This window comes from Arthrobacter sp. MYb214 (genome assembly GCF_002979865.1).
GTDB lineage: Bacteria > Actinomycetota > Actinomycetes > Actinomycetales > Micrococcaceae > Glutamicibacter.
Genome location: NZ_PCPZ01000007.1, coordinates 136,936 through 151,775, shown reverse-complemented (window position 1 = coordinate 151,775; position 14,840 = coordinate 136,936). Strand labels below are relative to the sequence as shown.

The window sequence follows — 14,840 nt, the reverse complement described above, 5'->3', positions numbered from 1 at the left end:
GTCGACGGGGCTGCCTGGAACGGGCACCGGCGATGGTGCGTTCAGCGTGGTGAGCACGGAAATGGAGCTGCAGACCGAGACAACGCATGGCGCAACCCGAAACCGGGAAGGGCTGGCGATGGCTACGAATAATTTGCAGTATCTGGCCCAGGAAAATAGTGATCGCACGCTGGGCAATGACCGCAATCCACGGATTGCAGGCCTTTATGGGAGGGACCATGCAAGAACTTTTCAATCGCCTTGAGGCTCCGGATCCGCTTCTCGGAGCATTGGATCGCCAGATCCTGCTCGGGCTGTACAAGGTGCTTTTCCCCGAATCCACCGGTGAAGAAATGGCCCGCGCTACCCGGCGCGAGCTGATCGCCAGAATCCAGGACTCGCGCGCTGGCACCATGCAGCGTCCCGGCCGCAATATCCTGGACTACCCCTTGCGCCGCCCGAACCAAGCGGCATTGAATCGCGCACTGCTCACCGGCACGAAGGGCCAGCCGGTATATTGGTGCCGCCAGGCAAATGCACTGGCTTCCGCGGCGGCCCTGGGGCAGGAGAACGAGTCATTCCGCTGGAATTTGGAGGAACCCCTGCGGGCAGGCGATCTCGTCCTGACGGCATTGGAGGGAACTCCAGCGTTGATTGCCAGCCTTGAAATCACCGAAGCGGATGAGGCGGAGCGGCTCACCTTCACCAATTTGACGACCTTCACCGACCCGATCTCCGTGGCTGAGCTCGAGTCCATGATCGGCGCAGAACTTCCAGGACGCTCGCAGTATTTGGCAGATTCCCTTGCCCAGAAGCTTCTGGGCAGCATCGGGGATCTTCTCGAACGCCCCCGCCCGATATTCGTCACCGCCGGACCTTGCACTCCCTCGCAGCCTGCGAAGGCCAATGAGGTGCTGGGCGTAGTGGCCATCCTCCAGAAGGCTTCACCGTATGAACCGCTTGCTTGCGAAATCTGCGATCGGGATATTTCTGCCAGGCCCGAGGTCCATCTGCCGCAGAGCCATCACAACGGCCTGCGTTGGGAGATCCAGGACCATGCCGATGAGGTGGTGCTGCTTTGCCGTGGCTGCCACGCCATGGCCCACCAGCCAACCCTGGAACAGCTTCGGAAGTTCGCGAAGCCTGCCTGCCCGGAATGCGGGGAACGCAATCCGCTGAAGATCATCTGGGGAATGCCAAGCTTCATGCCCGATGACGACGAGTACGTCACCGCTGGCTGCATGATGCCTTTGGGGCCTCCCGCACAGTGGCAGTGCCGCGCATGCGAAACCCAATACCTGGTGACCGAGTTCGACGAGCGGCCCTATCTGGCCCTGGGACGGTTCGGCGAGAACTTCCCGCACTAGCGCAAGAACGCCAGCAAATCCGTTTCAGGATTTGCTGGCGTTCTTGTTCTATCCGGGATTTGGAGGCTACTTGGCCAAGGCCTTGGTGACCTCGTCGATGATGCTGGGCAGCAACGCGGCGAAGGCGCGAGCCCGATGCGAGATCGCGTTCTTCTCCTCCGGAGTGTGCTGGGCCATGGACTTGCCGGCGCCGGCAGGTTCGAAGATCGGATCATAGCCGAACCCATGCTCGCCGGCACGCTCGGTGCGCAGCACGCCTTCGACCTTGCCCAGTTCCACGTGCTCGGCACCCTCTGGGGTAGCCAGTGCCGCGGCGCAGACGAACTGCGCTGCGCGGTGCTCGGCAGCAATATCGCCGAGCTGGCCGAGCAGCAGATCGATATTCGCTTCGTCATTGCCGTGCACCCCGGACCAGCGCGCCGAGAAGATTCCCGGCGCTCCCCCGAGCACATCCACGCTCAAACCGGAATCATCGGCCAGCGCCACCAGGCCGGTGGATGCCGAGATCTCGCGGGCCTTTTTCAGCGCATTGCCCTGGAAGGTGACCTGGTCTTCAACCGGGTCGGCAGCCCCAGCGGTGGCGGCGTCAATGACCTGGCTGTCAACATCCAGGCCCGGCACCTGCCCGCGCAGCAATTCGCGCAATTCGCGCAGCTTGCCCTGGTTGCGCGAGGCAAGCACCAGTACCGGCTGGCTCATTTGGTGCTGCTCAGGGTTTCACGCTGGATCTCGGCCAGCTCGTTGGTACCGCCAAGGGCCAGGTCCAGCAGGGCATCCAGCTCCTCGCGCTTGAATGGAACCCCTTCGGCGGTGCCCTGGACCTCGACGAAGTCGCCGGATCCGGTGACCACGACGTTCATGTCGGTCTCGGCGCGAACATCTTCCTCGTAGGGCAGGTCCAGCATCGGGGTGCCATCGATGATGCCCACCGAGATCGCGGCGACCGAGTCGGTGAGCACCTTGGCGTTGGCCTTCACGATGCCCTGCGAACGGGCCCAGGAAATTGCTTCTGCCAGTGCCACGTAGGCACCGGTGATGGCGGCAGTGCGGGTGCCGCCGTCGGCCTGCAGGACGTCGCAGTCCAGCACGATGGTGTTTTCGCCCAGGGCCTTGGTGTCCACGACGGCACGCAGCGAGCGGCCGATCAGGCGGGAAATCTCATGGGTGCGGCCCGAGAGCTTGCCCCTGACCGATTCGCGGGAGTTGCGGGTGTTGGTAGCACGTGGGAGCATCGCGTATTCAGCGGTGACCCAGCCGGTGCCTTCGCCCTTGAGCCAGCGTGGCACGCCCTCGGTGAAGGACGCGGTGCACAGCACGCGGGTGTTGCCGAATTCGATCAGCGCCGAGCCTTCGGCCTGAGCGGACCAGCCACGGGTGATGGTAATGTCTCGAAGTTGCGCGGCTCCTCGGCCGTCAGCGCGTAAAGTCATGCTTCCATCCTAACCACGCGCACCGCGCGATCTGTACGGGTGAACCCGCGAGTTACGGTGAAATGCACCTCGTGGCGCATCCTTGGCAGCTACTGAGGATGCACCACAACGCAGCATCGCCCGGGACGCGGGCTCAGCTCGGCCCGGCTGCAATCCAACTGGCACCCCTCCAAGACGCCTGAAACCAGTTCATAGTTCATGGAGCAGACCAGTTCGGTCTGCTGCTGCGCGACCAGATGGAAGGGGCAGTTCCCCATGGAGATCTCTCCTCGCTCGTCTGTTTCAGGCGCATAGCCCAGCTCGTCCAGCGACGGCACGAGCCCGTCACCGGCCTGTCCCAGGTTCTGCCCCTCGCCACGTGCCGCCTGACGCAGCGCCTGGAGCACAGCCCCCGAGGCATCGGCACTGGCCGCGTTCGCCAGCAAGCTGCCCAAGAGGCGGTAATTGCGCGCTGGCAAGCTCACGGATACTTCCTCTTGGGCGAGCGCGTAAAGTTTCGCGGTGCGCCCGGCCCCCGGCCCGTTTTTGCCTTCCGGCCGTGCGAAAGTCACCGCCAGCAATCCTGCGCTTGCCAGCCGGTCCAGATGGTAGGCGGCCAGGGTCCGGCTGATTCCTGCGGCCTTGGATGCCGCGTCGCGTCCTGCCGGTTGCGGACTTTGCGAAATGAATTCGAACAGTCGCCGCCGAACCGGATCGTTGAGCGATTTGAGGACCGCATCTTGCTGCAAGCTCAGTTTTGTCGACATGCCAGAATTCTATCAACAATGGATATTGACAAATAGGCCCGAGAGGCGAATTCTGGGTATACGTTCAAACCTTTGGAGGGTGATCGCCATGAGCGCCTCATGGAGCGAGAAGCATCCGGTCTCGCACATACGGGCAACAACAGCTGCACGAGTCAACACCGACCCGTCGTTGAGCGCATTCTGGATCCTGCGCATTGGATTTGTCGTCCTGCCCCTGCTGATGGGACTGGACAAGTTCGCGAACGTCATGACCTACTGGCCGGAATACCTGGCCCCGTGGATCATTGACATCATGCCGTTCTCCGCGCAAACCGCCATGCATTTCGTTGGCGTGGTGGAACTGGTTGCCGCCGCATCGATGATCATCAAGCCGCGCTACGCGAGCTATGTGCTGTCACTGTGGCTGCTGGGCATCATCGTCAATCTGGTCTCGATGGGCGTCTTCCTCGATGTCGCCCTGCGCGACGTGGGACTGCTGGTCGCCGCATTGGCCCTGACCCGACTGGCCAGCAAATACGACAAGCCCTGGGGTGCCAAGCACGGCGCCGGCTAGGCTGCTTCCGGGAACGCGAAAAGCACCGGCGCAGAGGATATTTCTTCCTGTCCGCCAGTGCTTTTCTCCGGTTCCGCGTGCCTACTTCTTGCGTTTGAGCAAGGGGAACTTGCGGGTCTTCTCGTACTTGATGGTCGGCATGGTGCCTGTACGGGTCTTCAGGTAGTCGGTACCGCGCTCCCCCTTGAACAGGGCCGGGTCCTTGTCTTCCTTCAGGCTGCCGGAGTACACGCCGTAAGTCACCCCGGAAACGGCAACAGCGATCCCGCCGTCGTAGGTTTCCTTGGCTTCTTCGACTACCTTGTTGATGTCGGTCCATACCGGAATGTGCGTCAGCAGCATGCGCTCGGCACCGGCCGCGGTCGCCATTTCGCCAGCACGCTTGCCCGTCAGGTGCACGCCGTCGATATGGTCATCGCGGCCCTCTTCGAAGGCCGCTTCGCACAGGAACATGTCAGCGCCGCGGGCTGCCTCAACCAGGCCATCGCAGCTGTCGGTGTCCCCGGAATAGGTCAGCACGCTGGTCAGCAACTCGCCATCGGGGCCCGGCTCATGCGCTTCCACGCGCAGCGCATAGGCTTCCTTGATCGGGTGGCGCACCGGGTAGGGAGTGATGGTGAAGGGACCGATGTTCACCGGCTGCAAGGATTTCCAGACCTGGAAGTCGTAGTCCTTGGCCATGGTGTCGCCATCGGGTAGGGAGTAGGCCGTTTCAATGCGTTCGGCGGTATCTTCCGGACCGTGCACCAGCATCCGGTCCCGGCCCCAGCCCGTCGGATCCCAGCGAATCGCCACATGCAAACCGCAAAGGTCCATGCAGTGATCCGGATGCAGATGGGAAATCATGATCCCGTCAATGTCTTTTAAATCGGTGTAACGCTGAAGCACGCCCAATGCGCCTGAGCCCAGATCCAGCAGGATCTTCCAGTCGCGCGTGCCATCAAAGGCCGACACCAGGTAGCAGGAAGCGGGCGATCCCGGCCCTGGGAATGACCCGGTGCATCCAATGATGGTCAGCTTCATTCGTTACTCGCTTTCGACGCGGCAATCATCTGCGGGGTAATCCGCGAAATAGCTCCGGTCGGATAGTGGGCGGCTACATGGTCCACGTGGCGCACCTGCAGCACCTCGGGTCCGAGGAATCGGCGAGCCAGTACACCAAAGCTATCAGCGTTGCCTGTGGCTAGGAACTCATGACGCGCCGCGGCGCCGTCGTTGCGCACCAGGGCATGGCGGGTCAACGCCCGGAAAACGTCCTTTGCCGTTTCCTCGGCACTCGAAACCAAGCTGACCGAATCCCCCATGACATAGGAGATCACGCCGGTCAGCAACGGATAGTGCGTGCATCCCAGAACCAGGGTGTCTACATCGGCGGCCTGCAGCGGCGCCAGGTATTCCTGCGCGATCTCCAGCAGCTCGGCACCGGCGGTAATGCCGGACTCCACGAACTCCACGAAACGCGGGCAGGCCACGGTGGAGACCTGCAAGTTCGGCGCGGCCGCAAAGGCGTCCTCGTAGGCGCGTGAACCAACAGTCGCCTGGGTGCCGATGATGCCGATCTTGCCATTCTTCGTGCCGGCTACCGCACGGCGCACCGCCGGCTGGATGACCTCGACGACCGGGATGCCATAGCGCGCGGTATAGCGCTCGCGAGCATCGCGCAGCACTGCGGCAGAGGCCGAATTGCAGGCAATCACCAGCAGCTTCACGCCACCATCTACCAGCTCATCCATCACCCCCAGCGCATTGGCCCGAACCTGGGCAATGGGCAGCGGGCCATAGGGAGAGTTGGCGGTATCCCCCACATAGATCAGCGATTCGCCCGGCAGCTGGTCAATGATCGCGCGGGCCACGGTCAGCCCGCCAACGCCCGAGTCGAAAATGCCGATGGGGGTATTGGCCTCCGGGGCCGAGACCTGCCCGGTAGCAAAGTAGGAATTCATGGATTAGAACTCCGCATCCATCAGTGCAGCCATCAGGGTATCGAGGACCCATGAAATCAGGTTGTACACCAAGGACATGTATTCGTCCGGGGTGTTCACCTCGGATGCATCGAGCACCTCTGCGACCCGGGCCGAATCCTCTTCACTGCGGATTTCCAGGCGCTCTGCGAGCACCAGGCGCACGTCGTTCAGCGCTTGGGCAAAACGCGTCGCGGTGTCCTTGTCCAAGACCAGCTTTTCGGTGTCCAGCAGCATCTGGGCCTCGCGCAGGCGGCCAACCTTTTGCGCGATCAGGTCGGCTTCGGTCAGCCGGCGATGCTCCGCGGCGGCCACTGCGTCATCGCTGGCATCCGGCAGCAGCCTGGCCAGCGCTGGATCGGAAACCGGCGGCAGGTCCATGGACTCGGGCCGCATGCCGGTCAGGGCGTAAAGCGGATCAACATCTTCGGGCAGCTGGTGCAGCTGCGCACGCTCCTCGAGCATTCCAATGACATCGCCGAAGAGTTCGCGGATCAGTTTTCGTTCTGCGGAGTGCAGTGTTCCGGTAATGCCCTTGGAACCGTTCTTGAAGGCCTTCGCCACGTTCAGGCTCCCTGGGTCATCGTTGCGTTCAGGCCGAATCCGTGCATTGCCTGCACATCGGATTCGATAGCTTCGCGGCTGCCGCTGCGCACCGTGCAGAAGCCGTCATGGTGCACCTGCAGCATGAGCTTCTCGGCTTTTTCCGCGCTGAAACCAAAGTAGGAACGGAACACGTAGGATACGTAGCTCATCAAGTTCACTGGATCATTCCACACGACCAAGCGCCAGGGCTTGTCTTGGGATACCAGGGTTTCAAATTCGGAAAGTACATCGGGCATTGCGGTCATGGCTTCCATTTTACGCTTGGAAGCTGAACGCAACACCGGACACGGCAAATATCACCTTGAGCGTGAGCCGTTATACAGTAAAATCGGTCTGCTTTCCCAAGCAGCACCGTATAAGGCCTTTTCCGATCATCAGGAGCGTCACATGCGCACCAGTCTCTTCACCGACCACTATGAGCTGACCATGCTCCAAGCAGCGCTGGGATCCGGTGCAGCTCACCGCCCGTCTGTCTTCGAGGCATTCGCTCGCCGCTTGCCCGAGGGCCGGCGCTATGGCGTGGTCGCAGGTACTGGTCGCGTGCTCGAAGGGTTGGCAAACTTCCGCTTCGATGACGAACAGCTGCGTTTCCTCAGCGACAACAAGGTAGTCAACGCGGAAACCATCAAGTACCTGGAGAACTTCCGCTTCACCGGCAGCATCTCCGGCTACGCCGAGGGCGAGTTGTACTTCCCGAATTCGCCGCTGCTGACCGTGGAGTCGACTTTCGCTGAAGCCTGCGTTATCGAGACTTTCCTGCTCTCGGTCATGAACCATGATTCGGCCATCGCTTCGGCGGCATCGCGAATGATCGCCTCGGCCGGCGAACGCCCATGTATCGAGATGGGCTCGCGCCGCACCCATGAGGAATCAGCAGTGGCTGCCGCGCGGGCCGCCATGATTGCCGGATTCACTTCAACGTCCAATTTGGAAGCCGGTGCCCGCTATGGCTTGAAGACCGTTGGCACTTCGGCCCACTCGTTCACCCTGCTTCACGACACCGAGCGCGCCGCCTTCGAAGCGCAGGTTGCCTCGCTGGGCAAGGACACCATCTTGCTGGTGGATACCTACGACGTGGAGAAGGGCGTACGCACCGCGGTTGAAGTTGCGGGTCCGGAACTAGGCGGAGTCCGGCTGGACTCGGGCGACCTGGTGCAGCAGGCAGGCTGGGTTCGCGAGCTGCTTGATGACCTGGGCAACTGGAACACCAAGATCACCGTGACCTCGGACCTCGACGAGTACGCGATCGCCGCCCTGGCCAGCGCCCCGGTTGACGCCTATGGCGTCGGCACGGCATTGGTCACCGGCTCCGGCCATCCGACCGCGTCGATGGTTTACAAGCTGGTTGCCCGCCAAGACGATTCGGGGCAATGGATTCCGGTCGCCAAGGCCGCGGCGAACAAGGCCAGCGTGGGCGGGCGCAAGTACGCGGTGCGCCAGCTCAATGAACGCAACCGCGCTGTCGCTGAAATCGTCTCCACTTCCGAGTACACCACCGGCGGCCCCGAGCGGGATCTGGTGGTCCCGTTGGTGCGCCATGGCGAGATCGATCAGGCGTACGTGGGTGCAGCTGGCGTCAAGCTCGCCACCGAGCGCCACTTCGCATCGGTCCAGGAACTGCCAGGCGTGGCACGCAAGATGCAGCGTGGCGAACCGGTCATCCCGACCGTCATGATCCAGGACTAGTCGAACACACGAAAATCCCAGCTGCGGGACGTAGGATCCAGATTCAAGGATCCTGCGGTCCGCAGTTTTCCAATCTCTACACTTCCCCCAGCCAGGAGGCAGCGATGAGCAGAGCCCTGTTGATCATTGATGTCCAACCCGACTTCTGCGAAGGCGGAGCCCTGGCCGTGACCGGCGGCAACGCCGTCGCAACGGCCATTGCCGCGGATATTGCCGAACGCCGCGATGCCTACTCGGCAATCGTCACCACCCAGGATTGGCATATCGAGCCCGGGAATCATTTCTCGGAAACCCCCGACTTCATTGATTCCTGGCCGGTGCACTGTGTCGCCGGAACATCTGGCGCCGCCCTGCATCCGCAGCTCGCCGAGGTGCCCCTGGATGCGCACTTCGCCAAGGGGCGCTTCACCGCAGCCTATTCGGGTTTCGAAGCCAGAGTGCTGGATCCATCGGCTGACCAGGCTGATGAAAGCGGAGAACTGCTAGGTCCATGGCTCAAGGCCAGAGGCATTGACTCTGTAGATGTCGTAGGGCTCGCCGCGGATCATTGCGTAAAGGCGACCGCCTTCGATGCAGCTGAAGCAGGATTCACCACGACCATCATTTCTCCGCTGACCGCAGCAGTCTCGCCGGAGAATCTGCCGGCGATACGCGAGGAACTGAGGGCAGCCGGGGTAACGGTGATTTCGCTGGGTTGATGATCCCCCGGAAAGCAGAAACGGCTTTGCTCCTGACCGAATTTTCCGGTCAGGGGCAAAGCCGTTCTCTCGTGGAACCTATTTTCGCCCGACGAACCAGTCCTGCAGCTTGTCAATGCGCGCCTGCAGCTGGTCAGCAGTAGCCTGCGGCACGGCAGGCCCGCCGCAGACGCTGCGCAGCTTGTTGTGGATCTGCCCGTGCGGGGTGCCGGTGCGGGCGGCCCATGCCGAGACGTTCTTCGACAGCTTGGTGCGCAGCTCCATCATGCGGCGGTGGTCCGAGACCGGCTCGGGCTTGGTGCCGCCCTTGGAAATCTGCTTGTTCTGCTGCTTGCGCAGCAGCTCGGAAACCTGTTCGGTATCCAGCAGGCCCGGGATCCCCAGGAAGCCGAGTTCTTCTTCACTGCCGATGTCGGCGCCGGTACCGAATTCGCCGCCGTCGAAGAGCACGCGGTCAAAGGAGGCCTGCGAGTTCAGCGCCTCGAACTTGTTGCGCGTCAGCTCGTCGCTGGCCTTGTCTTCCTTGTTCGCCGCTTCCAGCAGCGAATCGTCCAGCCCGTCTTCGTCCTTGGAACCTTCACGGTCCAAGGCGTGGTCGCGTTCGACTTCCATCTCGTTGGCCAAGGCCATCAGGATCGGCACCGAGGGCAGGAAGACCGAAGCCACCTCGCCGCGCTTGCGGCTACGCACGAAGCGGCCGACCGCCTGGGCGAAGAACAACGGAGTGGAGGTGGACGTCGCATAAACGCCCACGCAGAGACGCGGAACGTCCACGCCTTCGGACACCATGCGCACCGCAACCATCCAGCGCGCGTCGGATTCGGAGAAATCGTCGATCTTCTGCGATGCCTTGGGGTCATCGGAAAGAATGGTGGTGACCTTCTCGCCACAGATCGCTTCGAGCTGGGCCGCGTAGCCGCGCGCGTCCTCGTGGTCCGTGGCGATGATCAGGCCGCCGGCGTCCTTCACGGTGCGGCGGACCTCCGAGAGCCGCCGGTCAGCGGCCTGCAGCACCGACGGGATCCAGTCGCCGTGCGGATCCAGCGCGGTACGCCAGGCATGGGCGGTGACATCCTTGGTGAAGCCTTCGCCGAGGTTTGCTTCCATCTCCTCGCCGCCGGAGGTACGCCAGCGCATATTGCCCGAATAGGCCATGAACAGCACCGGACGGACCACGTGGTCGGCCAGGGCGCTGCCGTAGCCGTAGGTGTAGTCCGCCTTGGAACGGCGAATGCCATCGCCCTCGTCCACATACTGCACGAAAGGAATCGGGGCCGCATCGGAACGGAATGGGGTACCGGTCAGGGCAAGCCGCCGGGTAGCCGGTTCGAATGCTTCACGAATGCCATCGCCCCAGGACAGGGCATCGCCGGCGTGGTGGACCTCATCCATGATCACCAGGGTGCGGGCATCTTCAGTTTTCGCGCGGTGCACCGCGGGCTTCAGCGAGACCTGGGCATAGGTCACCACCACGCCCATGTAGTGCGAGCCGTGCCGGCCGTCGGAGTTCTTGTAGTTCGGGTCCAGTGAGATGCCCACACGCGCCGCCGCATCCGCCCACTGCTTTTTCAGGTGGTCGGTGGGCGCGACAACGATCATGCGGTTGATCTTGCCCGAGTCGATCAGCACTTTGGCCAAGCGCAGCGCGAAGGTGGTCTTACCTGCGCCAGGGGTCGCCACCGCCATGAAGTCCTTGGGCTCCGTATCGAAGTACAGAGCCAAGGCCTCGGCCTGCCAGGCACGCAGCTTCGGCCCAGTTCCCCAAGCCGCACGTTCCGGATACGCTACCGGCAGTTTGTCTTCTAGTGGAAGCTTGTCGCCAAAATCAAAGAGTGTCTCGGTCATTTACCTTTTCCCGGCCGCGTGCATTGTGTGAAGTAGTGCTAGTTCATTCGCAGCACTACCCCATCATGGAGTCGTAGACTTCCTTGCACTCGGGGCATACCGGGAACTTCTGCGGATCTCGGCCTGGCGTCCAGACCTTGCCGCACAGAGCGATCACTGGGTCGCCGGTCATTGCCGACTCCATGATCTTTTCCTTCTGCACGTAGTGAGCAAAACGCTCATGATCTCCGGCCTCGACACTCTGGGTTGTCTCGGTACGTTCAATCGTGGCAGTGCCACCGCGGGTTTCTTCAGACTGTTCCACCATGCCTCCAAGTCTAATACGGATTGCCACTGCTGTCCGCGTGGCAAGCATGGGAGCTTGTCCACATTGACTTTGCCGCGCTGCACTAGGCCGCCCCATCGATTTCTTCCTCGCTGCAAGTCAACAACCATTTTTCAATGTTCTTGCGATGCGTTGCGGTGCCGTTGGAAGTCGATATTGCGCCAATTGGGCGCGACCCGATCAATATCCTGTGAACCTCCTTGCACCCAAGGCAGGCAAACGGCCGCCTAGCGGAAAACAGCGTCCCGCTAGACGGCCGGAGGCAGCAATTCGGCTGCTGCGCCTACTTATTGAGGATGACCGACTGCATCAGCTCAGGAGTGCGCTTTTCGTACCATTTGCCACCGAGGGCAATGCCGCCGAGCATCAGTCCGATACCCACGGCCAGGCCCGCGCCCAAGGTGATGAAGCCGAAGGACTGCGACTGCTTCACCCAGCCGATGATGTAGGGAATGAGTACCGGGATCAGCAGGAGGCCCATGGCAAGCATGATTCCCAGCTGGGTCAGCGCAATGCGCATGCCATTGCCCGGAGGGGTCTTCATCGGGTTATCACCCGGCAGCGGCACCGAATAGGTGTAGCGGGCCGAGGACACCGACGCGACGCCCAACGCGATGAGCAGCCCCGCCAGTGACAGGCCCAGGTCTCCCGGGATGCGCCACAGCGCACCGGAGATGAGGCCCGGCAAAATGGCTGCCGCCAGGACCGGAACGATGGCAATCAGGAAACAGGACAGCACTCGCCCTGCCCGATCAGCACGTCCGGAAATGCCGGTCAGCGCGTGCAGCGCAAAGGCGGTGTTGTCATAGGAAATGTCGGCCGAGATGGAGAAGCCCATCAAGATGCCGATCAACGGGCCCAGCAGGAACATCATCACGTAGCTGCCGGTCTGGTTGCCGGTGAACCAGAAGAGCAACGGCAGCATCGGCACAATGAGCACGCCAATGGCATAGCGCGGATCCTTGAACCAGTAGGTCAGTGCGCGGGCAGCCACGGCGCCCGTTGGCGTGGCCGGCATCAACTTGAAGAAGCCCAGCCCCTTGGCCGTGGCAGCGCGCTGCTCTGGCGGCGGGGTCACCGTGGCTTTGGCGGTAGCTCGAGCCAGCAGGAGGTACAGTCCGCCAAGGTAGAGCAAGCCCAGCGCCAGATGGATCGCCATCTGGCCGTAGTGCGCCGAGGCAAAAGCCCCGGGAATCGCGGCAAAGGCACCCAACGGGGTGTAGCCCAAGACCGAGGCAATCGGCTGGATCCAGTCGCTCATGCTCTGCGCGGCAGCCAATGCCGAGGTCACGATCGGCCCCAAGGCGATGAGCACCACGAACAGCAGCACGAAGGTCAATTCACGGAATCGGCGCTTGGCCCGCAGTGCGGTCGCCATGATCACCAGATACTGGCAAAGAAGAATCGCCATCACCGCGGTCGCCACCGCTGCCAGCAGGGCCAGCATGAGCGCGCCCGCATCGAAGCGCCACATCAGCGAGGCGCCGAGCAGGCCCGCAATGGTCAGCACCGCGGGAATCGAGATGAAGCCAGCCAGCACCAGCGCTGGCCCCAAGGTCTTTTCCGGAATCCCGAAGTGGACAAAGCGTGAAGGTTCCAGGGTGAGGTCAACACCGGTCAGCAGCGGCGGGATGATGGCCCAGCCCAGCACCACGGCCGAGCCGATCAGGGTGAAGATTTCGCTCTGGAAAGGAATATCGCCGGCGGTAAACCACATGGCCAAGGTCAGCATGGTGATCATGCCCAGTGCGTACAGGCCACCGATAATGACGCCGATGAGCTGGCCGACGGAGCGCTTGAAGCCGTTGGCGAGCAAGCGCAGTTTCAGGCTTAGGACGTGCGCAACCATGACAGCCCTTCATTATTGGCGCGGCCGCCCACCAGATCGACGAAGCGATCTTCCAGGCTCATGCCGCCGCGGACTTCATCCACGGTGCCCTGCGCCTTGAGCATGCCATCGGAAATGACCGCGACATGCGTGCACATGCGCTGGACGAGGTCCATCACATGCGAGGAAACGATGACGGTGCCGCCGAATTCAACGTAGTTATTCAGGATGTCGCGGATATTCGCCGCAGATACCGGGTCCACCGCCTCGAACGGCTCGTCCAGAACCAAGAGCTTTGGCGAGTGGATCATCGCGGTAGCCAAGGAAATCTTCTTGGTCATGCCGGCCGAGTAGTCCACCACCAGCTTGTCGCCGTCATCGAGCAAATCCATCACGCGCAGCAGGTCTTCGGTACGCTGGGCAACTTCTGCGCGTTCCATGCCGCGCAGCAATCCCGAGTAGGTCACCAGCTGGCGGCCGGTCAGCCGGTCAAACTGGCGCACGCCATCAGCCAGGACTCCCAAGGTGGCCTTGGCCGCTTGCGGATCAGCCCAGATATCCACGCCGTTGACCAGCGCTTGGCCTGAATCCGGGCGCAGCAATCCAGTGGCCATGGAAAGCATGGTGGTCTTGCCGGCACCATTGGGTCCGACAAGACCGTAGAAGGAACCCGCAGGAACTTGCAGGCTGACGTTGTTCACGGCAATCTTGGCGCCGAATTGCTTGGCAAGACCCCGAATGTCCAGTGCGATCTGATTCATAGCTTAAGGCTAGCAATGCCCCTAGTCAGAACGCATCATCCTTTGGAGTTAAACCCAGGTATAAGACAACCGCCGCGACCCAGGGAAAAACCCTGGGTCGCGGCGGTTGAACTGCTTGGTCCAGTCCCTGGACGTCAGCCTAGAAGAGTACGCGTGCCAGCTTCTGCCGCGAGGCAGCTACGCGTGGATCGCTGTTGCCGATCACCGCATAGAGCTCAATCAGGCGACGGCGGACCCGCTCGCGGTCTTCATCAGCCAGGCGGGAGATCAGCGAAACCAGTCGGGCGAAGGCATCTTCGACATGCCCGCCCACCACGTCCAGATCTGCTACATCCAGCTGGGCTGCGATGTCTTCAGGGTTCTGCGCGGCTTGCTCGCGGGACTTGTTCAGATCCAGGTTGTGCGTACGCGAGAGCAGTCGAACCTGGTACACGCCGATCTGCGCGTCCTTGTCGTTCGGCTTCTCGTTCAACGCTTCCAGGTAGGCGGCCTCGGCGGCGGCGTAGTCCCCGGCATCGATGGCGTCCACGGCCTTCTGGTGCAGCGGCGGCAGCTCTGGTTCAGGTTCGCCGGCCTGCCCGGAGAATGCCGGGGCGGTACCGCTCATGCCCTGCTGGACTGCGAGCTGTTCAAGCTGTGCGAAAACCTGGACAATCTGCTGTTCCTCGGCAGGACCCTGGAACAGCGGCACCGGCTGGCCCTTGATCAGCGCCACCACCATCGGGATCTGCTGGGCCTGGAAGGCCTGGGCGATCTGCGGGTAGGTTTCCGCATCCACCAGGCCGAGGATGAATTTGCCGCCCTTGGCATCCACCAGCTTGCGCAGCGTCGCATCCAGGTCTGCCGAGACCTGCACGCGAGGCGAGCCGAGGGAAACGATGGCAGGTACCTGCTGGGACATGCCGACGAACTGCTGGAACGCAGCCTCATCCAGATTGGTGGTCCAGCTTGCCGGACCAGCCGGCATGCTGCCGGTAGCTTCCGGGCCTTGGCTGGCCAGGGCGGAGAGATCTACCGCACCGCGGGTTGAGGGAATGTTCTGATCAGTCATGGGG

At 62.2% G+C, this 14,840-nt stretch carries 15 protein-coding genes and 1 pseudogene; 4 read left to right on the top strand and 12 right to left on the bottom strand.

What is annotated here, in order from left to right:
- Window positions 1-218 precede the first annotated feature (218 nt).
- Complete coding sequence (locus CQ012_RS15850; protein WP_146112979.1) at window positions 219-1,346, top strand: HNH endonuclease signature motif containing protein; 1,128 nt, start codon at window positions 219-221, stop codon at window positions 1,344-1,346.
- 66 nt (window positions 1,347-1,412) lie between these two features.
- On the opposite strand, the gene rdgB is transcribed toward CQ012_RS15850, so the two are convergent.
- From rdgB to CQ012_RS15835, 3 genes are all read right to left on the bottom strand, one after another.
- Window positions 1,413-2,045 carry an RdgB/HAM1 family non-canonical purine NTP pyrophosphatase gene (gene rdgB, locus CQ012_RS15845; protein ID WP_105662599.1) on the bottom strand — a complete coding sequence of 211 codons (633 nt, stop codon included), beginning with the start codon at window positions 2,043-2,045 and terminating at the stop codon, window positions 1,413-1,415.
- Window positions 2,042-2,776, bottom strand: coding sequence for a ribonuclease PH (gene rph, locus CQ012_RS15840; protein ID WP_105662598.1), 735 nt, complete (start codon window positions 2,774-2,776; stop codon window positions 2,042-2,044). Before rph ends, rdgB begins: the two co-directional genes overlap by 4 nt.
- A gap of 89 nt (window positions 2,777-2,865) precedes the next feature.
- On the bottom strand, window positions 2,866-3,522 hold the full coding sequence (locus CQ012_RS15835) for a helix-turn-helix transcriptional regulator (protein WP_105662597.1): 657 nt from the start codon (window positions 3,520-3,522) through the stop codon (window positions 2,866-2,868).
- 88 nt (window positions 3,523-3,610) lie between these two features.
- On the opposite strand from CQ012_RS15835, the gene CQ012_RS15830 reads away from it, so the two are divergent.
- Complete coding sequence (locus CQ012_RS15830) at window positions 3,611-4,075, top strand: hypothetical protein (RefSeq protein WP_286134697.1); 465 nt, start codon at window positions 3,611-3,613, stop codon at window positions 4,073-4,075.
- 228 nt (window positions 4,076-4,303) lie between these two features.
- Here CQ012_RS15830 and CQ012_RS15825 read toward each other — a convergent pair.
- From CQ012_RS15825 to clpS, 4 genes and pseudogenes are all read right to left on the bottom strand, one after another.
- Window positions 4,304-5,098 (bottom strand): annotated as a pseudogene (locus CQ012_RS15825) (MBL fold metallo-hydrolase); the annotation flags it as partial.
- Entirely contained in the window at window positions 5,095-6,018 is a 924-nt protein-coding gene (gene murI / locus CQ012_RS15820; protein ID WP_105662596.1) for a glutamate racemase, read from the bottom strand. The pseudogene CQ012_RS15825 and the gene murI, both read right to left, overlap by 4 nt.
- A 3-nt stretch (window positions 6,019-6,021) precedes the next feature.
- Entirely contained in the window at window positions 6,022-6,600 is a 579-nt protein-coding gene (locus CQ012_RS15815; RefSeq protein ID WP_105662595.1) for a DUF2017 domain-containing protein, read from the bottom strand.
- A gap of 2 nt (window positions 6,601-6,602) precedes the next feature.
- Window positions 6,603-6,887 (bottom strand): ATP-dependent Clp protease adapter ClpS, encoded by a 285-nt coding sequence (clpS, locus tag CQ012_RS15810; RefSeq protein WP_105658428.1) that lies wholly within the window; start codon window positions 6,885-6,887, stop codon window positions 6,603-6,605.
- 142 nt (window positions 6,888-7,029) lie between these two features.
- On the opposite strand from clpS, the gene CQ012_RS15805 reads away from it, so the two are divergent.
- Together CQ012_RS15805 and CQ012_RS15800 are read left to right on the top strand one after the other, a co-directional pair.
- Entirely contained in the window at window positions 7,030-8,328 is a 1,299-nt protein-coding gene (locus CQ012_RS15805) for a nicotinate phosphoribosyltransferase (protein ID WP_105662594.1), read from the top strand.
- Window positions 8,329-8,432: 104 nt separating this feature from the next.
- A complete protein-coding gene (locus tag CQ012_RS15800; RefSeq protein ID WP_105658426.1) occupies window positions 8,433-9,026 on the top strand; it encodes an isochorismatase family protein in 594 nt (197 codons plus the stop codon).
- A gap of 78 nt (window positions 9,027-9,104) precedes the next feature.
- On the opposite strand, the gene CQ012_RS15795 is transcribed toward CQ012_RS15800, so the two are convergent.
- From CQ012_RS15795 to CQ012_RS15775, 5 genes are all read right to left on the bottom strand, one after another.
- Window positions 9,105-10,871: a DEAD/DEAH box helicase gene (locus tag CQ012_RS15795; RefSeq protein ID WP_105658425.1), complete on the bottom strand. Its 1,767-nt coding sequence runs from the start codon at window positions 10,869-10,871 to the stop codon at window positions 9,105-9,107.
- Window positions 10,872-10,926: 55 nt separating this feature from the next.
- On the bottom strand, window positions 10,927-11,178 hold the full coding sequence (locus CQ012_RS15790) for a DUF3039 domain-containing protein (protein WP_105658424.1): 252 nt from the start codon (window positions 11,176-11,178) through the stop codon (window positions 10,927-10,929).
- 301 nt (window positions 11,179-11,479) lie between these two features.
- A complete protein-coding gene (locus tag CQ012_RS15785) occupies window positions 11,480-13,045 on the bottom strand; it encodes a transporter (protein ID WP_105658423.1) in 1,566 nt (521 codons plus the stop codon).
- Complete coding sequence (locus tag CQ012_RS15780) at window positions 13,027-13,785, bottom strand: ABC transporter ATP-binding protein (protein WP_105658422.1); 759 nt, start codon at window positions 13,783-13,785, stop codon at window positions 13,027-13,029. The genes CQ012_RS15785 and CQ012_RS15780 overlap by 19 nt, the downstream gene beginning before the upstream one ends.
- Before the next feature lie 139 nt (window positions 13,786-13,924).
- On the bottom strand, window positions 13,925-14,836 hold the full coding sequence (locus CQ012_RS15775) for a co-chaperone YbbN (RefSeq protein WP_105662593.1): 912 nt from the start codon (window positions 14,834-14,836) through the stop codon (window positions 13,925-13,927).
- Between the last annotated feature and the right edge of the window lie 4 nt (window positions 14,837-14,840).